Below are 22,143 nucleotides of genomic sequence, written 5' to 3' on the forward strand. Positions count from 1 at the left end.
CGAACGCCGGCAGATTTACGGCGGGAGCGAGAAAGGGTGGCCTATGAGCGGTCCGGAGGGCACGGACGACGCGACTCGCTTGGACGGGGCGGACACAGCCGACCAGCGGGGAGACTTCGATCGGGAGACGTTCGAATTGGCCCGCGAGGAGCTTCGGACGACGTTCGACTACCAGGTCGAGCGCGTTCGGGAAATCGACGAGAAGGCTATCGAGATCCTGAAGGCGAATCTCCTGTTGATCGGGCTGGTCGTTACCGGTGGGTCGATCGTCGTCCAAACTGACCTCGATATCGCTCCGTTCGTCAACTCGTACACGATCGCGAGCGCGCTCCTCCTGTTGGTCTCGACTGGACTCGCCGGTGTGACGTACACGGCCTCGAACCTCCGGGGTGGTATCGACGGCGACGCGGTCGACGCCGCGCTCGCGACGGCTCGAGTCGGTCCCGAAGCCCACGCAGACAGATTCGAGGTGCGGTTGCTCCGGAGCTACGGGCGGTGGATCGAGTACAACGCTCGAGTGACGGCGGTCAACGACATGTTCGCGACGGTCACGGTCCTCATGGTGATCGCCTCGTTCGTCTACGTCGTCGCCGGCATCGCGGCCGGCGCGCTCGGTCCGTCGACTCTCGTCTCGGCGGTCGCGTTCATCGCGCTTACGGCAGTTCTGCTGTGGCTCGGCGCTTTCGCGTACTACATGGATCACCTCGGCGCGAGCGACGACCGGTGGGAGGGCACGTTCGACGGCGTCAGGATCTCGAAAGGGGTGACCCGGAAGCGCGGACTGTCGACGCTGCGATCGATGCGCAGCGAAGGAGCCAATGACGAAGCACAGGAGGAGCGGGCCGACGAAGAGCAAGCGGCGGATGCGGCCCCGGCGCGAAACACGAGGTCGTAGATCGGACCGCCCTGCAAATCGCGGCGATCACATCGTCCCATCTCAGCCGTCCACGACTGACTCGAGTCGATCGAGAAAGTCACCGGGAACTTCGATGTGTGACGTGTGACCCGTGTTCCCGAAGACGACCTCCTCGAACTCGCCGCCGCGGTCGGCGTCGATCTCGATGACGGCGCAGGTCTGACCGACCATCGGCTGGGGCGGGAAGCTATCCTCGCCGGGCCAGTCCGAGTCGTTTTTGCTGATCGTCTCGAGGCATACCGACCCCAATCACGGCGAGTGTGATAGGCGTCGGGATTGCCTTCACAACCGGAGTCGGGTCGAGCGTGATGGGACCGTACGTTTCCCGGATTCGAGATCGGCGGCCTGTCGGATCGATCGGGTGCGACCGATATCACTCAGTGAACACTGCCGATATTAATTCAGAATGTTATATACAGAAACGATCGTATCCGAAAATAATTCATCACTGTATTCGAATGATTGGGTGCATGAAAGCGTTCGACGAGACACCGATCAGTCGAAACGGGAAATCGCTCATCCTCGCTCACGACCACGGCCTCGAGCACGGGCCGGCGGCGTTCGAGGGGGTCGAGGATCGGCTCGATCCGGAGACGGTGTTCGAGATGGCGACCCACGACGCGGTCACTGCGTTGGCCGTCCAGAAGGGGCTCGCCGAGACGTACTATCCCTCCTATGAGGACGACGTGGCGCTGCTCGCGAAGTGCAACGGAACCTCGAGTCTCTGGGAGGGCGAACCCTACTCGCCCCAAACTTGGTCGGTCGAAAGTGCCGTCGAGACCGGTGCCGACGCGATCGGCTACACCGTCTACCCGGGGACGAACCGCGAGCCGGAGATGGTCGAGGAGTTCCGCGCGGTCCAGGAGCGAGCGCGCGAGCACGATCTCCCCGTTGCCATGTGGTCGTATCCGCGGGGTCAAGCGATCAAGGAACACCGCAGCCCCGAGGTCATCGCCTACGCGGCCCGGATCGGACTCGAGTTGGGTGCCGACATCGCGAAGGTAAAGTACCCGCGCAGTCCGGCGGCGCTTTCACACGCGGTCGATGCGGCCGACGATGTCCGGGTCGTCCTGAGCGGCGGGTCGAAGACGAGCGATTACGAGTTCCTCTCGACGGTCGAAGCCGCCATGGACGCCGGTGCGGGCGGGCTCGCCGTCGGTCGCAACGTCTGGCAGCGAGAGAACCCCGAACGGATCCTCGACGCCCTCGAGCGAGTGATATTCGAGGGCACATCGGCCGACGACGCGCTATGACCGTGGCCGATTCGGACGCCGACTACGACCCGATCCTGGACGCGGTCGCGGCGGTCGCCGCCGACGTGCCCGCTGAACTGCCGCGTCTGCGTGGTCACCGGGACGCCGCTACGGCCGCTGCCACTGGCGGTGACGATGATCGGGCGACCGACGACCGCAACCCGACTGGCGACGATCAGTCGGCGGCCGATCGGTGGCTCGACGACCGCTTTCGCGAGGCGATCGCGTCGCTCGAGGTGGTCGGTGCGTACGCGAGCGAGGAGCGCGCCGACGCGCTCGACTGCGGCGACGGATACGGCGTCGCCATTGACCCGCTCGACGGTTCGGACAACCTCGCCGCGAACGCTCCGATCGGGACGGTCTTGGGGATCTACGACGCGCCGTTGCCGGCCCGCGGTACCGACCTCGTCGCGAGCGCGATCGTGATCTTCGGGCCGACCGTCGCGATGACCGTCGCGGCCGACGGCGACGTAGTTCGGTATCGGGTCGATGAGGACGGTGAGCGGATCGATCCCCATCGGATCTCTCTCGCGAGCGAGCGTGCCGCGGACGGTGCTGGTAAGCTCGACGGCGTCTGTGGATACTCCGGCCGCCGTGACGACCTCTCGCCGACTCTGCTGGACCTCTTCGACTCGTTCCGCGCCACGCGACGGCTGCGATACTGCGGCGCGGCGGTCGCCGACGTGGTGACGCTCCTCGAACACGGCGGGGTGCTCTGCTATCCGGGCACCGATCGCCGACCGGACGGCGTCTTGCGCCTGCAGTACGAGGCGAACCCGATCGCACACGTCGTCGAGACCGCCGGTGGCCGGGCGATCGCCGGTTCCACGGCCGAGGATGACGCCGACACGGAGACGACACCGAACCGGCTCCGACAGCGAGACCCGAACGGGCTGCACGAACGCGTGCCGGTCTTCGTCGGCTCTCCCGAGCCGATCGGTCGGATAGAATCCGTCCTCGAGAGCGAGTAACGAGTGCGGCGTCGGTCGCTGAACCGAGTGTCGATACCGGGCCGACGTACTCGCGTCCGGCGAGATCGAGCGAACGGTGCGAGCGGAGAACAGAACGAACGTACCGAACCGATCGGCGTTAGGAAAGAAGCCGCTTAAGCCGAGCGAACAGCCCTTTCGAGGGATCGCCGCCGCGTTTCACGGAGTCGGCCGAACCCTCACCGTCGTCGGTGCCGGCGGCGACATCGGTCTCCACTTCCGGTTCGCTTCGGGTCGTGGCCGTCGCGGTCGCACCGTCGGCCGCCTCGACCGCGCGTTCGAGGAGTCCGTCGGCGTCGTTGACGGCCTCTTTTACCGGCGCGTCGACGACCGGCGTGTCCGCGAAGCGGTCCTGGTTCACCGAGGTATCCGCGGCGATGATGACCGCCTCGGCCGCCTCGATGGCCTCGCTCGAGAGTTCGTTCTCCTGGCCCATGGCCCCCTGAACCTCGACATCAATCTCGTGACCGTTCGATCGCGCCGTCTGTTCTAAGTTCTCTGCCGCCATCTGGCTGTGTGCGATACCGGTCGGACAGGACGTGACTGCGACGAATTTCATGGTGTTTTGGAGTCGGAATCTGAATCTCGATTGTGGTCGTGGTCGCGGTTCGCTACGCGGTCCCGGACGGCGGCGCTCGCGGCCGCGCCCGTCGCGCTCTCGGCGAGCGTCTCGGCGTCCGTGGTATCGACCGCCGTGATATTTGCCTTTACGTCGGGGATCGTCACGGCGCTCATACTGAGTTCGTCGAGCCCGAGCCCAACGAGCAGTTCGGTCAGGTCGGGATCGCCGGCCATCTCGCCGCACATGCCGACCCACGCATCGCCCGCGTGACCGGCCGCGACGGTGCGCTCGATCGCCCGGAGCACGGCCGGCTCGCAGGGATCGTGCAGTTCGGCGACGCGGTCGTTCTCTCGGGCTGCGGCCATCACGTACTGCGTGAGGTCGTTCGTCCCGATACTGAGGAAGTCGACGCGTTCTGCGAGCGCCTCGGCCGTCAGCGCCGCGCTCGGCGTTTCGATCATCACGCCAAGCTCCGGGATTTCGTCGGCGACCCCTTCGGACGCGAGGTCGTCGGCGACCGACGCCACCGTCTCCAGAGCCGTCTCGAGTTCGGAGACGGTCGCGACCATCGGGAACATCACCGAGAGGGTTCCCGGTTCGGCCGCGTTCGCCCGGAGCAGCGCGCGCAACTGCGTTTCGAAGAGGTCGGCGTCGGGGCCGAGCGACCGCCGGATCCCCCGTTCGCCGAGGAACGGGTTCTCCGGGTCCGGCATGTCGAGATACGGAATCGGCTTATCGCCGCCGACATCGAGCGTCCGCACGACGACCCGTCCGTCGGGAAACGCCGCGAGCGCCTCGCGGTAGACCTCAACTTGTTCGTCCTCGTCGGGCGGGGCCTCGCGGTCGAGAAAGAGGAACTCGGTCCGGAACAGGCCGATCCCGTCCGCGCCCTGCGCGACGGCACCCTCGAGTTCCCCGAGGGTCCCGACGTTGGCCGCGACCTCGACGGAGCGCCCGTCTGCCGTCACGACCGGTTCCTCGCGAATCTCGACGTCGCGGCCGCCGGCCGCGCGCTCGCGCTGGTCGGGCGTCGGGTCGGCGATCACTGCTCCCCCTTCGCCGTCGACCAGCACGTCGGCCCCGTCGTCGATCGACTCGAGGTCGTCGCCAATGCCGACGACGGCCGGAATCCCGAGCGAGCGAGCGAAGATCGCGGCGTGGGAGGTTCGACCGCCCTCGATCGTCGCGAAGCCAGCGACGCCGTCGGGGTCGAGCTGTGCGGTGTCGCTCGGCGTCAAGCGTTCGGCGAGGAGAACCGACCCCGTCGACAGCGAGGCGAGGTCGACGCGATCCGCGTCGGTGAGCTGTCGCAGCAGTCGGTCCCGCACGTCGCGGAGGTCGTCGGCGCGCTCGGCCATCCGGCCGTCCATCCCCTCGAACTGCGCGATGGGGTCCTCGAAGGCGACCTCGACCGCGTGCTCGGCTGGCAGGCCGTCGTCGACACCCGCTTCGACGTCGTCGATGATCTGCGGATCGTCGACGAACTGCTTGTGGGCGTCGAACACCGCGGCCTCGTCCTCGCCGACGCGCTCGGCGGTTCGTTCGCGCTCGCGCTCGAGTTCCGCTCGAGCGCGCTCCCGAGCGTCCTCGAACCGCTCGCGTTCGGCCTCCGGATCGACCGTCTCGGCCGCCGGCGGCTCGTCGAGTTCGAGGTCGGCGTTCGGATCGTACCAGACGGCGCTGCCGACGTCGGACAGCGGCGTGACGCCGGTTCCCTCGTGCGCTCGTGGCGCGGACTCCGGAGTCATGGATTCAGGTCCCCGAACTCGATTCGGCCGCGGACTCGGTCTCGGGCGTCGTGAGCAGTTCCTCGAGGTCGTCGAGCGCCGCTTCGGCGTCGTCGCCCTCGGCGATCAGCCGGACGTCCTCGCCGCTGGCGACGCCGAGGCTGGTCACCGCGAGCATGCTCGCCGCGTCGACCGGTTCGTCCCCGTCGGCCGGCGCGACCCGCACGTCGGCGTCGAATTCGGTCGCCGTCTCGACGAACGTCGCGGCCGGCCGCGCGTGGAGTCCGTCCTCGGGGACTACGGTGACAGTGCGCTCCATCACGCGATCGCCTCCGTGATCGTCTCCTCGATCGCCGCCGTCGAGTCGGCCTTGTGGAGTCGCTCGCGAACGTCGTCGTGCATCAGGGCTCGCGAGAGCGAACTCAGGAGCTCGAGGTGCTCGTCCCCGCCCTCAGCGGGGACGAGCAGCATAAACAGCAGCGTCGCCGGCTCGTCGTCCATCGCATCGAAGTCGATGCCGGCCGAGGAGCGCGCGAAGACGATGGTCGGCTCGGCGACCGCGTCGGTCTTCGCGTGCGGGATGCCGATCCCCATGCCGACGCCGGTCGTCGTCTCCTCCTCGCGGGCGAGCAGCGCCTCGAGGGCCGCCTCGCGGTCGGTGACGCGGCCGGCGTCGACCGCGCGGTCGAGCAGGAATTCGATCGCGGACGCCTTCTCTTCGGGCGGTTCCTCGAGCGTGATCAGTTCGCGGGTCAGTACGGCGTCGATTGCGGGTTCGGACACAGTCATGGTATGATCGCTATGGTGTTGAACGGTGGGGGATCGCGTCAGGTAGTCAGTCGTTCGTCTGTCCTGCGTTCGTCTGTCCGGAGTCGGTTACGGACTTTGCGGGTTTGGCGCCGGCGACTCGCTCGTGGTAGTCTGGCTTGATCAGCGTGGCGACAGTGGCCGTGACCGCCGTCCCGAGTGCGATGCAGCCGAGGAACAGCCAGATGCTGTTCGAGAGAAACATGACGAAGATGCCGCCGTGGGGTGCCGGCATCGTCACGCCGAGCCAGAGCGCGGCCGCGCCGGCCGTCGCGCTGCCGACGACCGCCGACGGGATGACCCGGAGCGGATCGGCGGCGGCGTAGGGAATCGCTCCCTCCGTGATGAAGGCAAAGCCGAGCGGTACGGCTGCCTTCGCGTTCTCGTACATCTCCGCGGCGTACTTCTGGGGCGCGATGAAGTTCGAGAGCGCGAGGCCGAGCGGCGGGACCATCCCGCCGATCATCACGGCGGCCATCGGCGCGAAGATCTGCTCGCTGACGAGGACGGTACCGAACACGTACGCGACCTTGTTGATCGGGCCGCCCATGTCGACCGCCATCATCCCGCCGAGGATCGCCCCGAGCAGGAGGGCGTTCGACCCCTGCATGCCCTCGAGTGCGGACGTCAGGGCCTCGTCGATTATGGCGATCGGGACGCCGAGTCCGAGGATCACGATCGGCGCGAGCAGCAGCGTCGTGAAGACGGGAATCACGAGGATCGGCATCATCTGCGAGACGACCGACGGGACCGACCAGCCTTTCATCCAGCGGGCGACGTAGCCCGCGAGCAGGCCGGCGACGATCGCGCCGAGGAAGCCGGCGGTCGCCCCCTCGGATTCGAACCCGATGACCAGCCCGGCGGCTTCGATGATCGCCGCCTGTTGAATCGCCCACGAGAGGATGAATCCGGGCGCGAGTCCGGGCTTGTCCGCGATCGCGTACGCGATGTACCCGCCCAGTACGGGGATCATCATCGTTAGTCCGAGATCGCCGATCTGGGCCAGGTACCACGGGAGGGTCCCCGTGTCCTCGAAGACGGTCTCGGTGGTCGCCCCGGCACCGGGCATCGTGATTCCGAGAATCGTCTCCGGCAGCTCCGCGACCATGAACGCGAGCGCGAGGCAGATCCCGCCGATCGTCACGAACGGAATCATAAACGATACGCCCGTCATCAGGTCCTCTTTCACCGACGTGAGGTGCGTGCGAACTCTGTTTGCTACCCTATCGTTCATAATTATCTAACACGCTATAGCGAAACGTTCGTATCTCTGTTCCAAAATAGTTTCGAGTATGTTTGTTTCCTACTGAATATTGTCTTAGTAAGTCCTGGGCGGAGACGGACAGGGTGCAGTGAGAAGGTCAGTAGTGGTGAGGGACGATAGACCGTGTCACCTCCCGCATCGATCGGGTCGACCGGACGACCGCGCGCGATCAGTACGTCGACACCGCGATCCCGTCCCGCTCACTGTTGACGTCGGTCAGCGGCGGGACCTGGGTCCCCGAGACGGAGACGACGTGCGACGAGACAGCGACGCCGGATCGGAGCGCCTGAGCCGCCGGCTCGCCGCGCGTGTGCGCAGCGAGGACGCCGGCCAACAGGGAGTCGCCGGCACCGACGGTATCGACCACGTCGACGTCCCTCGCGGGCGCGTGGAGGTGTCGGTCCGGGGTCGCCATCACGGCTCCCTCGTCACCGAGGGAGGCGACGACGCGCTCGAAGCCATCCGCCCGAAGCGCGTCGGCGGCCGCGAGCGCGTCCCGCACGCCGTCGATCCGGGTATCCGTCGCTGCCGCGAGTTCCTCGAGGTTCGGTTTGCAGAGCGCGTACTCCCCCTCGAGCGCCGAGAGCGTCGCGCCGTCGACGTCGACGACCGTTTCCCAGGGCCCAGCGTCGGCGAGTCGATCGATCGCGTCGGGGCCGACGCCCTTCGGGCGACTGCCGGCGATGACCACCGTCTCGGGGTCGTACTCGCGCAGCCGCTCGCCGATCGTCTCGATCGCGACCCCCGAGACCTGCGGACCGTTCTGGTTGATCTTGTACTCGCCATCGGCCGTGAGGACGGTCGTGTTCAGTCGGGTCTCGCCCTCGATCTCGACGAAATCGGTCGCGATCCCGCCCGTCGACAGTTCGTCCCGGAGGAATCGCCCGAGCCGGCCGCCGGCCAGACCGGTCGCGACGGTGTCGACGCCGAGTGCTGCCAGGTACTTCGAGACGTTGATCCCCTTCCCGCCCGCGTCGTAGCGGTACTCGTCGGCTCGCGCGATCGCGCCGTCAGCGAGTGCGTCCGGCAACTCGACGGTGTAGTCGACTGCCGGGTTGAGCGTGACGCTCGCGATCATCCGGCCTCCACCCCGACGATCACGTCGGCCGCCGTACACGTCTCGGCGAGTTCGCCGGTCGGTTCGGCGTCGGTCACCAGCACGTCGATGTCCTCGAGGGTGGCGAACTGGGCGAAACTTCGCTCTCCGAACTTGGTCTCGTCGGCGACGAGCACGACGCGCTCGGCGCTCTCGACCATGAGCTGTTTCATGCGGGCTTCGTCCTCGTTGGGAGTCGTCAGGCTCCCGTCGTCGGAGAGGGCGTTCGTTCCGAGAAAGAGGAGATCGAAGTTCGTTCGCTCCATGAACGCCTCCGCGCTCGGGCCGACGAGCGCCCGCGTCCGATGGCGGAGCGTTCCGCCGGTGAGCTTTACGTCGGTTGCCTCTTTCCCGAGTTCGAGCGCGAGCAGCGGGGAGTTGGTCACCGGAATGAAGGAGATATCCGTCGGCACCTGCATCGCGACCTGCATCGTGGTCGTCCCCGAGTCGAAGAACACGACCTGACCGTCGTGGATCTCCGTCACCGCCCGCGAACCGATCCCGGCCTTCGCTTCCAGGTTCTGGACCTCCTTTTGCCCGTAGGTCTGCTCGCGGCCGACTGCAGTCATCGGTACCGCCCCGCCGTGGGACCGCTCGATCAGTCGCTCGTCCTCTAGCTCATCGAGATCACGCCGGATCGTCGCCTTCGACACGCCGAGCTCGTCGGCCAGTGCGTCGACCGAGCAGCCGTCCCGATCCGAGACGAGTTCGACGATCTTTCGCTTCCGCTGTTCGGGTAACATGGGGAACGTCTTCGGTACTGTCTCAGGTCTGCACGGTTTTATTTGTTTATACCGATCTATGCGAGCGTTTCTGTTTGCATAGAACGGTTACGGGGTGGATCGCGTTCGCTCGTCGGCTGCAGGTAGGGCAAAACGATAGCGGTGAAAACGAAACGCGAACCCGGACCGGTGCCGGAATCGAAAGCCGATCTCGGAACGCGATCGAGAGCCGGCACCGAAACCGAGCAGAACTCGTGCGGGAAAGCTACAACCGGTCGATGATCGCGTCGGTCACGTCCTCGGTCGAGGCGTCGCCGCCCAGATCCGGCGTGCGCGGCCCGTCCTCGAGCGTCGCCTCGACGGCTTCGTGTACTGCGTCGCTCTCCTCGTCGTAGCCGAGGTACTCGAGGAGCATGGCAGCGGAGATGATCGTCGCGGCGGGGTTTGCGATCCCTTCACCGGCGATGTCGGGCGCGGTGCCGTGGACGGGTTCGAACAGCGCGCGGTCCGGGCCGATGTTGGCCGAGGGAAGGAGACCGAGACCGCCCACGAGTCCGGCCGCCAGATCCGAAAGCACGTCGCCCGCGAGGTTCGGACAGACGACCACGTCGAACTGCTCGGGGTCGAGACAGACCCGCGTCGCGAAGGCGTCCATCAGCACCTCGTCGGTTTCGACGCCGTTCGCGTCGGCCACGTCCCGGACCGTATCGCGGAAGAGCCCGTCCGTCTCGCGCATGACGTTCGCCTTGTGGGCGATGGTAAAGCCGTCGTGGTCGTCGCCCGAGACGTACTCGCAGGCGAAGTCGGCAAGCCGTTCGGAGGCCGACTCCGTGACGACGCGGGTGAGCGTCGACACGTCCTGGGTCAGTCGATCCTCGTGGCCCGCGTAGACGCCCTCAGTGTTCTCCCGCAAAAAGACCAGATCGGTCTCGGGTCGCACGGCGTCGATCCCCGGATACGCCTTCGCGGGGCGGACGTTGACGAACGAGTCGACGGCCGTTCGGAGCGGCAGGATGACGTCAGCTGCCGTATCGCCGGCCGCGCCGAATAGCGTCGCGTCGGCCGACGCCGCGAGGTCGTAGGTCTCCTGGGGAAGCGCCTCACCGGTCTCTGCTTTCACGGCGTCGCCCGCGTCGGCGTCGACGAACTCGAAGTCGATCTCGAGGGCCTTGAGGACCTCGACCGCGGCGGGTGTCACTTCCTGTCCGATCCCGTCGCCCGGAATGACGGCGATTTCGTGAGTCATGCCCTATCTTCTACCGCACGTCGAAAAGAGGGTACCGATGTCTCGGGACGGTTCGGTTCGGGGCTCATCTCGGAGAGCGACGACGCCGGATCGAAGTCGGGACGGAAGATCGTCCTGCGAGGGTCGGCCACGCCTCGAGGGCCCTAACCGACGGATTCGACGGAATACGAACGTTATGGCCCGGAACGATAGCTTCGCGCGAGGAGCGTTCCGGCTAGCATGGTGACCGCCACCACGGCCACGATCGTTGCCGTCGCGAATTTCGATATCGATATCGGGAGCGGTGCCGAAAGCGCCACCGTCACGGCCGCCGTCTCCTCGCTTTCGACCGCACCGGTCGCGACACTCGACGGCTCGAACGCCGAAGCGGCCGCCGCGACCGAGTACGATTCGCCGGTGCCGGGAACGGTCACCGAGAGCGTCCCCGCGTCGTCGGTCGTCGATGCGGCCTCGAACGCGGCCTCGTCACGTGTGACCGAAACGGTTGCGTCCTCGATCAGCTCTCCGTCCGCCGTTTCGACGACGACCTCGAGAACGGCGTTCCCCCGTAGCGCGACCGATTCGACGCGTCCCGCTCCCGTCGACGGAGAGACGGTTCGCCGGTCGTCGACGTAGCCCGTGGCGCGCACGCGGAGTTCGTAGTCGTCGTGGGAGGGTACGTTTTCGACTCGATACGTTCCGTCGTTGCTGCGGACGCCAGAGTAGGTTCCGCGGGCCCCGATCGCATCGACCGTCGCCGATTCGATCGGCTCGTCGAAGTGGGCGTCCGCCACCGCGACCGCGATCGTTCCGGACCCGGCGAGCGAGGCGTCGACTGCTGTCGTCTCGCCGGCGGGAACGGACCTCGTTTCGGTGGTCGATTCGTACCCGCGTTTCTCGACGGTCACGGCGTACTCCCGATCGCCCGGGAGACCGGTGAGTTCGAACGCTCCCGCTGAACCCGTCGTCGTCTCGCCCGTTCCGCCGTCACCGATGACCGTAACCGAGGCGTTCTGAATCGGTTTGCCGGTCTCCGCGTCCGTTACCGTCCCCACGATCGCCGTCTCGTTTCCCGCGGATTCGTCGCGGGTCGGCGTCAGCGTCGACGATCGGGAATCGTCGCCGCCGGCAGCCCCCACGGAGACGCTCGAGACGATTGCGACGGCGACGACGAGCGCGAGTGCTAGCAGCACGATCCCCACCCGGAATCGGGATCGATCCCTTGCCCCGATTGACATTACGAGAACCAAGCGGTCCGGCGGGGTTAAACGTAGTTATCGAACTCGGCCGCCGGATGGCGTCGCGACCACCCCGAACGACCGCGTTTCATGGGGAGTATCGTCGGAGTTCATCGATTCGGAAGACAGGACCACGACACGCGACTGAGTCGAGAACCACGACACATCCGGGTGACGACGATATTCCCTATCAGGGACTGCCGACGCCAGTCGAAAATCCGATCGCGTCGGCGAGGGCACGCCGCTTGAGGAGGACGAAGCCGATCGCCACTAGGCCGAAGCCGGCGAACGTGAGGATACCGATCTCCTCGCCGAGGAGGGCGACGCTCGCAGCGGTCGCCACGATCGGGACGGCGTAGCCGATCAGCGCCGCCTCGAACGCGCCGTATTTCTCGAGGATGGAGAAGTAAATCATGAACGCGACCGCGGTCGCGAAGACACCGAGGTAGAGCAACGCGCCCGCGGAAACGGGGCTGATGACCTCGAGGCGCGGAACCTCGCCCGTACCGAGGCTGACGGTGTGCAAGACGAGGCCGCCGACGAGCATCGACCACCCGACCAGCGGTAACTGCTCCAACGTCGGGCCGGCACGCTGGATCAGGACGCCGCCGAGCGCGACGCTACAGACCTGCCCGACGATGAGCAGCCGCGCGGCCGTGTCGCCCGCGAGCAGGTTGCTGGGATCGGGCTGGACGACGAGGCCGACGCCCAGAAAGCCGATGGCCGCGCCGACGGCACCGAGCGCCGAGAGTCGCTCGCCGAGCAATGGGATCGCCCACAGCGCCGTGACGATGGGAACCAACCCCTGCAGGATCGCGGCGACGCCGCTGGGCACTGTCTGCTGGCCGAGAAAGAGCAGGCCGTTGCCGGCAATGAGGAAGACGCCCCCGCCGGCGACTGCTGCGAGATCGTTGCGCGCGGTCGGCCGCCACTCCTCGACGCGAACGGCCGCGGCGGCGAGCAACAGTAGCGCCGCGATGTCGTACCGAGCGGCAGCGAAGAGCAGCGGCGGGAGTGTCTCCAGTCCGATCGAAATCGCCGGAAAGGAAAGTCCCCAGAGAACGGCGAGCAACACGAAAAGCGACGCATCGAGGGACCGAGACATAGGAAATGGTAGCGGACAGGTGCCGAAATATCTCGCGATATCGGTAGTCACCCGGTGCTCTCCGTTTAAGGCTGTAGAAATCCGTCACCGCAGTTCGCTCGAGTCTCGAAACGAGATTCTCTCGACTGTCTCGAGCAAGCCGAGTGGAGCCGGCGTCGGTTGCTTACTCGGCTTCCGGAATCGCCGCCTCGTCGACGTACGGCAGCTCTCGAGCCTTGTCGCGGACAGCGCCGGCGTTGGACTTCATCAGTGCCGTCGTGTCCCAGACGCCGTCGACGAGCGCCTTCCGCTGGGCGTCGTCGACGGTGACGTCGATGGTGTTCCCGCCGTAGGTAACCTCCTCGGCCTCGACGTCGATGTCGATTTCGTTGTCGGGGTTTTCGTCGACCCAGTCCTGGAGGTCCTCGATCGTCTCGCTGTCGGCGGTCACGGTCGGAATACCGAGCGCCAGACAGTTGCCCGCGAAAATCTCGGCGAAGCTCTCGCCGATGATCGCGTCGATCCCCCATCGCATCAGGGCCTGGGGCGCGTGCTCGCGCGAGGAGCCACAGCCGAAGTTGCTGTTGACGACCATCACCGAGGAGTCCTGATAGCGGTCCTCGTTGAACGGATGTTCTTTCTGGTTGTCGTCGTCATCGAACCGCAGGTCGAAGAACGCGAACTCGCCGAGGCCGTCGAAGGTGACGACCTTCATGAACCGCGCGGGGATGATCTGGTCGGTGTCGATGTCGTTGCCCCGGATGGGGACGCCAGAGCCGGACACGTAGTTGACTTCCGGAATCTCTACCTCATCACTACCGCTCATGCGAGGTTCACCTCCTTCAGATCGCGCACGTCAGAGACTTCCCCGGTGATCGCCGCAGCGGCGACCATCCGCGGGTTCATCAGCACCGTGCGGCCGTCCTTCGAGCCCTGGCGGCCGACGAAGTTCCGGTTCGAGGAGGAGGCACAGGCCTCGTCGCCCTCGAGTTGGTCCTCATTCATGCCGAGACACATCGAACAGCCGGCGTTGCGCCACTCGAAGCCGGCTTCCTCGAAGGTGTCTTTGAGCCCTTCCTCCTCGGCGGCTTTCTGCACACGTTGGCTGCCGGGGACGACCATCGCGCGGACGTCGTCGGCGACCTCGCGGCCTTCGACGATCCGAGCAGCGCGTCGCAGGTCCGGCAGGCGAGCGTTCGTACAGGAGCCGAGGAAGGCCACGTCGATGTTGTACCCTTCCATCGTGTCGCCGGGCTCGACGCGCATGTGTTCCTGTGCGCGCCGGGCCGTGTCCTGTTTTTCGTCGGCGAGTGACTCCGGCTCCGGAATCGGATCGGAGATGCCGATCCCCTGTCCGGGCGTGGTCCCCCACGTGACGACTGGCTCGAGTTCGTTCGCGTCGATGTGGACGACGTCGTCGTACTCGGCGTCCGCGTCGCTCCGGATGGACTCCCAGTACGGCTTGAGTTCGTCGAACTTCTCGGGGTTGTCCTGGAAGTAGTCGGTCTGCTCGAGCCACTCGTAGGTGGTCTCGTCGGGGTTGACATAGCCCGCGCGAGCGCCGCCCTCGATGGACATGTTACAGATCGACATCCGACCTTCCATCCCGAGGCTCTCGATGGCCTCGCCGGCGTACTCGTAGACGTAGCCGACGCCGCCCTCGGTACCGAGTCGGCGGATGATCTCGAGGATGATGTCCTTGGCCTCGACGCCGTCGCCGAGTTCGCCGTCGACTTGGATCTTGCGGACCTTCTGTTTCTCCATGGCGATGGTGCCCGTCGCGAGCACGTCCCGGATCTGGGAGGTCCCGATGCCAAAGGCGAGCGCGCCGAAGGCACCGTGAGTCGACGTATGGGAATCGCCACAGACGATCGTCTTGCCGGGCTGGGTGATGCCCTGCTCCGGACCGATGACGTGGACGATCCCCTGATCGCCGGTCGTCGGGTCCGAAAACTCGATGCCCGCGTCGCGGACGTTTGCCTCGAGTTCGGCCATCATCTCCTCGGCCGCGTCCTCCTTGTAGGGCCGGGACTGGTCGGCCGTCGGGACGATGTGGTCGACCGTCGCGTGGGTCAGTTCGGGGTAGGCGACCTCGAGGTCACGTTCGCGGAGCATCCCGAAGGCCTGCGGACTCGTGACCTCGTGGATGAGGTGGAGTCCGACGAACAGCTGATCCTGTCCGGTCGGCAGCTGGGTTACTTTGTGTCGATCCCACACCTTGTCGTATAGCGTGCCCTGACTCATTGCTCGTCTCCTACGGTGTCGCGCTCGGCGCGGCGACCGTGTTCGGTGCCGCGTTCGAAGACGGGGTTGGCGTCGTCGGCCTGCTTCGGCGGCGTGTGGTCGACGTTACGCATCGTTCGATCCGTCTCTGTGCGCCCGTTTTCGCTGGCTTCGGTCTCAGCCGACTCCCCGCCGTCGGCGACGACGGTCGGCCCGCGGCTGAACAGCCGACCGGCTGTGTCCTCGGTGTAGGGGTTGGTGTGGCTGACGTCGGCCATCGTGTCCGTTGTGTCGTCGGTGTCGCTCATGTGTGCTCGTTAGTCGTCCGCCTGCACCTGGACGGACTCGTCTTCGTCTTCACTCTCTTCCTCGGCCCACGCGAAGAGGTCGCGCAGTCGGCTGCCGACCTCCTCGATGTCGTGGTTCTGCTCTGCGTTCCGAAGCTGACTGTAGCTCGGCCGGCCGGCCTGGTTCTCGACGATCCACTCGCGCGTGAACTCGCCGTTCTGGACCTCCTCGAGGACCTCTTCCATGTTCTCTCGAACCGAGTCGTCGACGATCCGGTCGCCGCGGGTGAGACCGCCGTACTCGGCGGTGTCGGAGACGGAGTTCCACATCTCCATGTTCCCGCCTTCGTACATCAGGTCGACGATCAGTTTGAGTTCGTTGAGACACTCGAAGTAGGCGATTTCCGGCGAGTAGCCCGCGTCGACAAGCGTCTCGTAGCCGTGTTTGACCAGCGAGGTGACGCCGCCACACAGGACCGCCTGCTCGCCGAAGAGGTCGGACTCGACCTCCTCCTGGAACGTCGTCTCGATGACGCCGGCGCGGGTACAGCCGATGCCCTTCGCGTACGCGAGGGCGCGCTCTTCGGCATCGCCGGTCGTGTCCTGATAGACCGCCAGCAGACCGGGGGTCCCCTCGTCGTTCTCGTAGTTGCGGCGGACGAGGTGGCCCGGACTCTTCGGCGCGACCATCGTCACGTCGACGCCCTCCGGGGGCTCGATCTGGTTGTAGTGGATGTTCAGCCCGTGGGCGAACTGCAGCGTGTCGCCGGCCTCGAGGTTCGGCTCGATGTCGTTCTCGTAAACCGCCGCCTGCACGGTGTCGGGTACGAGCACGGAGACGTAGGAGGCCTGTGCGACCGCGTCGGCGGGCGTCTCGACGGTCAGCCCGTCGGCTTCGGCGGCCGACCGCGAGGACGAACTCTCGCGTAGGCCGACGACCACGTCGACCCCGCTCTCGTGGAGGTTCAGCGCGTGGGCGTGACCCTGGCTCCCGTAGCCCAGCACGGCCACGGTCTCGTTGTCGAGCGTCGATACGTCTGCGTCGTCGTCGTAGTAGATGTCGGTGGTGAAGTCGTCAGTCATCGTCTGCTGGTGTGTATTGGTCGTCGTGGTTCGCCTCGTCGGCGGACTGTGCTGTTGATGCGGGCGCGGCCGTTCGGTCCGTGCCGCGGGCCAGCGCCGTCGTCCCTGTCCGGGAGATCTCTCGAATCCCGAACTGGCTGAAGGTATCGATCGCGGCCTCGATCTTTCGACGCGCGCCGGTCACTTCGATCGTCGCCGTCTCCGGACTCGAATCGACGGTCTTTCCGTCGTACATGTCCGCGACGGCGGCGACCTGATCGGGGCGCTCGGCGTCGACCTTGACCAGCGCCAGTTCCCGGCGCATCGCGTCGGGCTCGAGTTCCCGGACCGAGATGACCGGCACGAGCTTGCGCAGCTGTTTCTCGATCTGGTCGATTCCGGGGTCGGGCTCCTCGACGACGATCGTGATCCGCGCGCGATCCTCGTCTTCGGTCGGGCCGACGGTCAGGCTCTCGATGTTGAACTGCCGCCTCGAGAACAATCCCGAGACATCCGAGAGCACGCCGGGTTCGTGTGCGACCAGCGCCGAGATGACTGTCCGGCGGGGCTCGTGGGTCGCCTCGACCTCGGGGTCGATGCGAATGCCTTGCTTGTTGCGCCGTCCCGCGGGGGACGGTCGCTCTTCGGGTTCGGGACCCTCGAGTCCGCGTTTCATGCGAAACACCTCGTGTGTTGCTGAACGGAGTGAAGCAACGCTCGAGACGGCGAAGCCGTCTCGGTGTTTCGGTTGCAGTCGGACGCGGTTTGTCCGACAGTCATAGCTGGTCCTCCGTAAGTGCGAACTGGCCGTTGTCGCCGCCGCTTGGCACCATCGGATAGACGTTGGCGTCGGGATCGATGTGGACGTCGATCACCGACGGGCCGTCGTAGGCGATTGCCTCGTCGATCGTCTCGGCGACATCGTCGTAGTCGTCGATCCGGAAGCCGCGCGCGCCGAAGGCTTCGGCGAGCTTGTCGAACTCGGGCATCCAGCCGTAGTCCGACGCGGAGTGACGGCCGTCGAAGAAGGCGTCCTGCCACTGGCGGACCATGCCGATGTACTCGTTGTTGAGCACGGCGACGGTGATGTCGAGTTCCTCGCGGACGGCGACTGACAGCCCCTGAAGGGTCATCAGGAACGAGCCGTCGCCGTCGACGCAGACGACCTCCTGATCGTCGTCGGCCGCGATCCGCGCGCCGATCGCCGAGGGCAGGCCATACCCCATCGCGCCGAGCCCGTGACTCGAGACCCAGGTGCGGGGCTCGGTGTAGGTCCAGTACTGGCAGGCCCACATCTGGTGTTGGCCGACGCCGGTGGTGACGATCGCGCGGTCGCTCGTGGCCTCGTCTAGGGCCTCGATAACGAACTCCGGCTGGACTGGCTCGTCCTCGGGGGCGTCGTAGGCCATCGAATAGTCGGATTTCCACTGCTGGCACTGCGCGCGCCACTTCTTGGCTTCCGGCGATTCGTCGACGGCCTCAGATAGCTGCTCGACGACCGTTTCGGCGTCGCCGACCAGCGGGTAGTCCGCGTAGATATTCTTCGAGATCTCCGCGGGGTCGATGTCGATGTGGACGAGCTCGGCCTCGGGCGCGAAGGTCTCGATGCCGCCGGTCAGGCGGTCGTCGAACCGGGTGCCGATCCCGATCAGCGTATCGCAGTGGGTGATCGCCATGTTGGCGTAGCCGGTGCCGTGCATCCCCGCCATCTCGAGGGACAGCTCGTGATCTTCGGGGAACGCACCGATGCCGGGCATCGTGGTGATGACCGGAATCTCGTGTTCGATGGCGAACGCCCGGCAGGCCTTGCTGGCCTCGCCTTTGATGACGCCGCCGCCGAGCAGCAAGACGGGCCGTTCGGAGTTCTCGATCCGCTCGGCCGCGGCCGCGACGATCTCCTCGTCGGCCCGCTCTTGGACCTCGTAGGTGTCGGGCACGTTCGGCGCGTCCGGCTCACGGTCGGTCTCGCCGTTCGTGATGTCTTTGGGCAGGTCAACCAGCGTCGGACCGGGTCGACCTTCGCGGGCGAGCGCGAATGCCTCGCTGACGTCGCTCCCGACGCGATCCGGGTCGCTCGAGAAGGTGTTTTCCTTCGTGACCGGAGTCGTGACGCCGGTGGTGTCGGTCTCCTGGAACGCGTCGTTGCCGACGAACTCCGTCGGGACCTGCCCGGTCAGGGCAAGCAGCGGATCCGAGTCCATGTCGGCGTCGGCGATGCCGGTGACCAGATTGGTCGCGCCCGGCCCCGACGTGGCCAGACAGACGCCCGGTTCGCCCGAGACGATACCGTAGGCGTCGGCCGCGTGGGCCGCGCCCTGCTCGTGGGCCATCGTCACGTGGTAGATGTCCGAGTCATAGAGCGCGTCGTAGACGGGCATGATCGCCCCGCCTTGCACGCCGAAGGCGTACTCGACGCCCGCGTTCTCGAGCGCTCGAACGACGGATTCGGCACCCGTCGTGACGGGGTCGGTCGTGGTCTCGGAGTCGGTCGCCGCGTCAGCGGCCGCGTCGGGCGCGGCGCTGTCGGTGATTTGGTCGTCGTCCTGTTCGTCCTCGGCTGGGGTGACCTTTGCTGCGCGTTCGCTCATGAGTTGTCTCCCGCCGTTTGCAGGCGATCGGGTGGTGTACGGTAGTGTGTCATCTGCTGGGGTCGTGATCGCTCGGAGAACGATACCGCGAATTCGGGTCTCAAGCTACGAGATACTGAAAATGGGGCTAGAACGCCCCTACAATACGAATCGGAGCGAGCGCGCTGGTGCCGACCGTGCGAACGCGAGCCGACAGTGGAGCGCGGACCGTCATTACTGTCTACGTAGCTCTCTCGAGGGACATAATCGTTACGGGTCACTCGAGTCCGATTCCTCGAACGCGATAGCCGAGGCTCGCGGACGGTGGCAAACGGGGAGGACATCGCTCAGGCGCGCACCTCCTCCTCCTCGTGTCGACGCTCGATGTCGGCCTCTTCGGCGAAGCGCTCGAGGTCGTCGACCGTGACGCGGCGCTTTTCAGCCCCGTAGTCTTTGACTCGGCGGGTGACCGCACGGACCTGCTCGTCGGTGGGCTCGAAGCCGCGTTCGACGAGCCGTTCGCGGACCGAGTGGGTCCCGGTGTGTTTGCCCATGACCAGTCGGCGTTCGGCACCGACCATTTCGGGGGTCATGACGCCGGGTTCGAAGGTATCGGAGTTCTCGATGACGCCGGCGGCGTGAATGCCGCTCTCGTGGGAGAAGGCATTCGAGCCCACGATGGGCTTGTTGCCCGGCGTGTCCATCCCGCTTTTCTCCTCGACGATGTTCGAGAGTTCGGTGATGCGCGTCGTGTCGATCCCGGTGTCGCACTGGTAGAGCGACTCGACGGCCATCACGTACTCCTCGAAGGCGGCGTTGCCGGCCCGTTCGCCGATCGAGTTGACCGAAACCTGCGCCTGTGCCGCACCCGCTTCGATGCCGGCCAAGGCGTTGGCGGTGGCCAGCCCGAAGTCGTCGTGGGTGTGGACGTCGATCCGCGCGTCGGTGTGGGCACAGATCTTCTCGATCATGGCCCGGAACCGGGTCGGCGTGGCGACGCCGCAGGTGTCGGGAATGTTGATCCAGTCGGTACCCGCATCGGAGACCGCTTCGATGACCTCGATCAGGTACTCCTCGTCGGTTCGAGTCGCATCCATCGGCGAGAACATGCAGGTCGCACCTGCCTCTTTGATGCGTTCGACCGACTCGACTGCGCGCTGTACGACTTCCTCCCGGGTGGCGTGCATCGAATCCTCGATCTGGACGTCGCTGGTGGACACGAACGTATGCACCATTTCGACGCCGGAATCGAGCGCTGCTTCGATGTCACCGTCGACGACGCGGGCTAACCCGCAGGTCGTCGAACTGGTCGCCGAAGCGATATCACGAACGGCCTCGAACTCCGCGTCGGAGTTGACGGGGAACCCGGCCTCGATGACGTGGGTTCCCATCTCGTCCAGAATGGACGCGATCTGCCGTTTGTCGTCGTAGGAAAACGATGTGCCGGGTGACTGCTCGCCGTCCCGGAGGGTCGTATCGAAGACACGTGCTGACTCTATTTCGTCAGTGGAATCTAACGTGCCCTGGAAGAACTCGACCCCCCTGATTGGTATCAGAGGATGGGCTGTCTTGTGAAGACATTGTATCTGAATCCGAGGTGCGACGATATATATAAAGCTACCGCTGTCGACGACGATGTACGGTATCCTGTGACATTCATAATCGATCGTGTAGGTAGGGAAACCGCAAGAGGGCGAGGACCTATTATAGACTCGTACATCCTAGTACTGTTTAGTCGAATTCGGCTGAGCACGCGAATTCCGCGTAGTGATCGCGAATTATGCCTCGTTCGCCGCCGATCTGCTCGCTTGAATGCTGGCGCGCGACCTGTCATGGACGTTCGGTCGATCTCTCTTGCCAAACACCGCCCCGAAATAAAAATCGTCCAATTGCGAGACGATCCAGAAACGAGCGGCCAGTTATCGCCGTCGCGACTCGAGGGTCGCGCTCGAAGTCGCAGTACCAATACTGCGACTGAGTTCGAATGGAGGCGAACCGGGACCCATCGGCCGAGCTCTGTCTGTGACATGAACGACGACGCAATCGCGCGTATGAGCATTTTATGTCTTCTCGTGGTAGGAACCAGCGGCATGACGACCGACGAGATCACCGATCTACTGACCGGGGCATATATCGACGAACTCGAGACCGTGATGAACTACCAGACCAACGCGATCGTCCTCGATGGCATCCACGCCGAGGAAGTCAAGACGAGCCTAGAGGAGGACATTCAGGAGGAACTCGACCACGCCCGGATGCTCGGCGAGCGGCTGAAACAACTCGACGAGTCCCCGCCGGGATCGGAGTCGTTCGAGGCCAGCCAGCACAGTCTCCAGCCCCCCGAAGACACGACCGACGTTCAATCGGTCATCGAGGGAGTTCTCGATGCCGAGGAAGACGCTATCGAGACCTACCGGTCGCTGATCGAGGCCGCGACGGAAGCGAACGATCCCGTTACGGAGGACGTGGCAGTGACGATCCTCGCGGACGAGGAGGCCCACCGCACGGAGTTCCGCGGGTTCCAGAAGGAGTTCCCGATGGACTAGTCGTTGCGTGGAGGGCGTTTACGTCTAGTTCCGCGAACGGCGGAGCCGTGAGCGGGCCGACAACCGATGTGAAGGCTCGCGTAGCGAGTCGAAACGGAGGGAGGAGGCTTTTGATCAACCTTTTGCCGAGGGCCATTGCGAGCGAGGCGAAAATGCCTCGCTCGCAATAGACCACGGCGCAAAAGGTTGGAGCCGAACGTTTTTCTCATCCCGGTTCGACCCACCCGGTATGAGCGATTTCGACCTCGACCTTCGAACCGTCGAGGAGCACATCGACGACGAACTCGAGATCGAGGGCAGCATCGTCCTCGGCGTTCTCGACGGGGAGACGTCGCCCGACGAGTGGCTCGAGGCGATCTCGAAGGGGAACGTACTGGTTCTGAACGTCGACGGCGATGTCAACGATCTGGCCGCCGGATTCGCGCGAGACATCAAAGAGGCGGGCGGGAACCTCGTCCACTTCCGGGGCTTTCTGCTCGTGACGCCGCCGGGCGTGGACGTGAGTACCGAGCGGCTCTGAGCGTCGGTAGCACCGGCGAGGAATCGAACTGATTCATTGCTACTGGCGTCGAAGC

At 65.6% G+C, this 22,143-nt stretch carries 22 protein-coding genes and 1 pseudogene; 5 read left to right on the top strand and 18 right to left on the bottom strand.

The features are described from left to right. Nucleotides 1–43 precede the first annotated feature (43 nt). Nucleotides 44–895: a hypothetical protein gene (locus ACJYUO_RS09410; RefSeq protein WP_494345116.1), complete on the top strand. Its 852-nt coding sequence runs from the start codon at nt 44–46 to the stop codon at nt 893–895. 42 nt (nt 896–937) lie between these two features. Here the strand turns inward: ACJYUO_RS09410 and ACJYUO_RS09415 are convergent. Beyond that, nucleotides 938–1,123, bottom strand: a pseudogene (locus ACJYUO_RS09415) (alpha/beta hydrolase); the annotation flags it as partial. A 263-nt stretch (nt 1,124–1,386) separates the two neighbouring features. Here ACJYUO_RS09415 and ACJYUO_RS09420 point away from each other — a divergent pair. After that, complete coding sequence (locus tag ACJYUO_RS09420; RefSeq protein ID WP_494345117.1) at nt 1,387–2,169, top strand: class I fructose-bisphosphate aldolase; 783 nt, start codon at nt 1,387–1,389, stop codon at nt 2,167–2,169. Next, nucleotides 2,166–3,140, top strand: a complete 975-nt coding sequence (locus ACJYUO_RS09425; RefSeq protein ID WP_494345118.1) for a class 1 fructose-bisphosphatase — start codon at nt 2,166–2,168, stop codon at nt 3,138–3,140. The genes ACJYUO_RS09420 and ACJYUO_RS09425 overlap by 4 nt, the downstream gene beginning before the upstream one ends. A 118-nt stretch (nt 3,141–3,258) precedes the next feature. Here the strand turns inward: ACJYUO_RS09425 and ACJYUO_RS09430 are convergent, their stop codons facing one another. From ACJYUO_RS09430 to ACJYUO_RS09510, 17 genes are all read right to left on the bottom strand, one after another. Beyond that, nucleotides 3,259–3,717 (bottom strand): PTS fructose transporter subunit IIB, encoded by a 459-nt coding sequence (locus tag ACJYUO_RS09430; protein WP_494345119.1) that lies wholly within the window; start codon nt 3,715–3,717, stop codon nt 3,259–3,261. After that, entirely contained in the window at nt 3,714–5,468 is a 1,755-nt protein-coding gene (ptsP, locus tag ACJYUO_RS09435) for a phosphoenolpyruvate--protein phosphotransferase (protein ID WP_494345120.1), read from the bottom strand. Before ptsP ends, ACJYUO_RS09430 begins: the two co-directional genes overlap by 4 nt. A 4-nt stretch (nt 5,469–5,472) precedes the next feature. Further along, complete coding sequence (gene ptsH1, locus ACJYUO_RS09440; protein ID WP_006431078.1) at nt 5,473–5,766, bottom strand: phosphocarrier protein HPr; 294 nt, start codon at nt 5,764–5,766, stop codon at nt 5,473–5,475. Further along, nucleotides 5,766–6,236: a PTS sugar transporter subunit IIA gene (locus ACJYUO_RS09445; RefSeq protein WP_494345121.1), complete on the bottom strand. Its 471-nt coding sequence runs from the start codon at nt 6,234–6,236 to the stop codon at nt 5,766–5,768. The genes ptsH1 and ACJYUO_RS09445 overlap by 1 nt, the downstream gene beginning before the upstream one ends. Before the next feature lie 46 nt (nt 6,237–6,282). Further along, nucleotides 6,283–7,488 (bottom strand): PTS fructose transporter subunit IIC, encoded by a 1,206-nt coding sequence (locus ACJYUO_RS09450; protein ID WP_494345122.1) that lies wholly within the window; start codon nt 7,486–7,488, stop codon nt 6,283–6,285. 199 nt (nt 7,489–7,687) lie between these two features. Then, nucleotides 7,688–8,596, bottom strand: a complete 909-nt coding sequence (gene pfkB / locus ACJYUO_RS09455) for a 1-phosphofructokinase (RefSeq protein ID WP_494345123.1) — start codon at nt 8,594–8,596, stop codon at nt 7,688–7,690. Next, nucleotides 8,593–9,357: an HTH-type transcriptional regulator GlpR gene (glpR, locus tag ACJYUO_RS09460; RefSeq protein ID WP_494345124.1), complete on the bottom strand. Its 765-nt coding sequence runs from the start codon at nt 9,355–9,357 to the stop codon at nt 8,593–8,595. The genes pfkB and glpR overlap by 4 nt, the downstream gene beginning before the upstream one ends. 244 nt (nt 9,358–9,601) lie before the next feature. Then, nucleotides 9,602–10,582, bottom strand: a complete 981-nt coding sequence (gene leuB, locus ACJYUO_RS09465) for a 3-isopropylmalate dehydrogenase (RefSeq protein ID WP_494345125.1) — start codon at nt 10,580–10,582, stop codon at nt 9,602–9,604. A 173-nt stretch (nt 10,583–10,755) separates the two neighbouring features. Continuing rightward, nucleotides 10,756–11,799: a carboxypeptidase regulatory-like domain-containing protein gene (locus ACJYUO_RS09470; protein ID WP_494345126.1), complete on the bottom strand. Its 1,044-nt coding sequence runs from the start codon at nt 11,797–11,799 to the stop codon at nt 10,756–10,758. A gap of 190 nt (nt 11,800–11,989) precedes the next feature. Beyond that, entirely contained in the window at nt 11,990–12,904 is a 915-nt protein-coding gene (locus tag ACJYUO_RS09475) for a DMT family transporter (RefSeq protein ID WP_494345127.1), read from the bottom strand. A gap of 163 nt (nt 12,905–13,067) precedes the next feature. Then, nucleotides 13,068–13,709, bottom strand: a complete 642-nt coding sequence (gene leuD / locus ACJYUO_RS09480; protein ID WP_494345128.1) for a 3-isopropylmalate dehydratase small subunit — start codon at nt 13,707–13,709, stop codon at nt 13,068–13,070. Further along, entirely contained in the window at nt 13,706–15,127 is a 1,422-nt protein-coding gene (gene leuC, locus ACJYUO_RS09485; RefSeq protein ID WP_494345129.1) for a 3-isopropylmalate dehydratase large subunit, read from the bottom strand. The genes leuD and leuC overlap by 4 nt, the downstream gene beginning before the upstream one ends. Then, the gene (locus ACJYUO_RS09490; protein WP_494345130.1) at nt 15,124–15,414 is read right to left on the bottom strand and encodes a DUF7989 family protein; all 291 of its coding nucleotides are present in this window, start codon (nt 15,412–15,414) and stop codon (nt 15,124–15,126) included. The genes leuC and ACJYUO_RS09490 overlap by 4 nt, the downstream gene beginning before the upstream one ends. 9 nt (nt 15,415–15,423) lie before the next feature. Beyond that, on the bottom strand, nt 15,424–16,476 hold the full coding sequence (ilvC, locus tag ACJYUO_RS09495) for a ketol-acid reductoisomerase (protein WP_494345131.1): 1,053 nt from the start codon (nt 16,474–16,476) through the stop codon (nt 15,424–15,426). Further along, entirely contained in the window at nt 16,469–17,131 is a 663-nt protein-coding gene (ilvN, locus tag ACJYUO_RS09500) for an acetolactate synthase small subunit (protein WP_494345132.1), read from the bottom strand. The genes ilvC and ilvN overlap by 8 nt, the downstream gene beginning before the upstream one ends. Before the next feature lie 100 nt (nt 17,132–17,231). Further along, complete coding sequence (gene ilvB / locus ACJYUO_RS09505; protein WP_494345133.1) at nt 17,232–19,043, bottom strand: biosynthetic-type acetolactate synthase large subunit; 1,812 nt, start codon at nt 19,041–19,043, stop codon at nt 17,232–17,234. Nucleotides 19,044–19,369: 326 nt separating this feature from the next. Then, nucleotides 19,370–20,614: a LeuA family protein gene (locus tag ACJYUO_RS09510; protein ID WP_494345386.1), complete on the bottom strand. Its 1,245-nt coding sequence runs from the start codon at nt 20,612–20,614 to the stop codon at nt 19,370–19,372. Nucleotides 20,615–21,112: 498 nt separating this feature from the next. Here ACJYUO_RS09510 and ACJYUO_RS09515 point away from each other — a divergent pair, with 498 nt between their 5' ends. Further along, nucleotides 21,113–21,568 carry a ferritin-like domain-containing protein gene (locus tag ACJYUO_RS09515; RefSeq protein WP_494345134.1) on the top strand — a complete coding sequence of 152 codons (456 nt, stop codon included), beginning with the start codon at nt 21,113–21,115 and terminating at the stop codon, nt 21,566–21,568. A 229-nt stretch (nt 21,569–21,797) separates the two neighbouring features. Then, nucleotides 21,798–22,088 carry a DUF5779 family protein gene (locus tag ACJYUO_RS09520; RefSeq protein ID WP_494345135.1) on the top strand — a complete coding sequence of 97 codons (291 nt, stop codon included), beginning with the start codon at nt 21,798–21,800 and terminating at the stop codon, nt 22,086–22,088. Nucleotides 22,089–22,143 lie beyond the last annotated feature (55 nt).

This window comes from Natrinema sp. CRL1 (genome assembly GCF_059162405.1).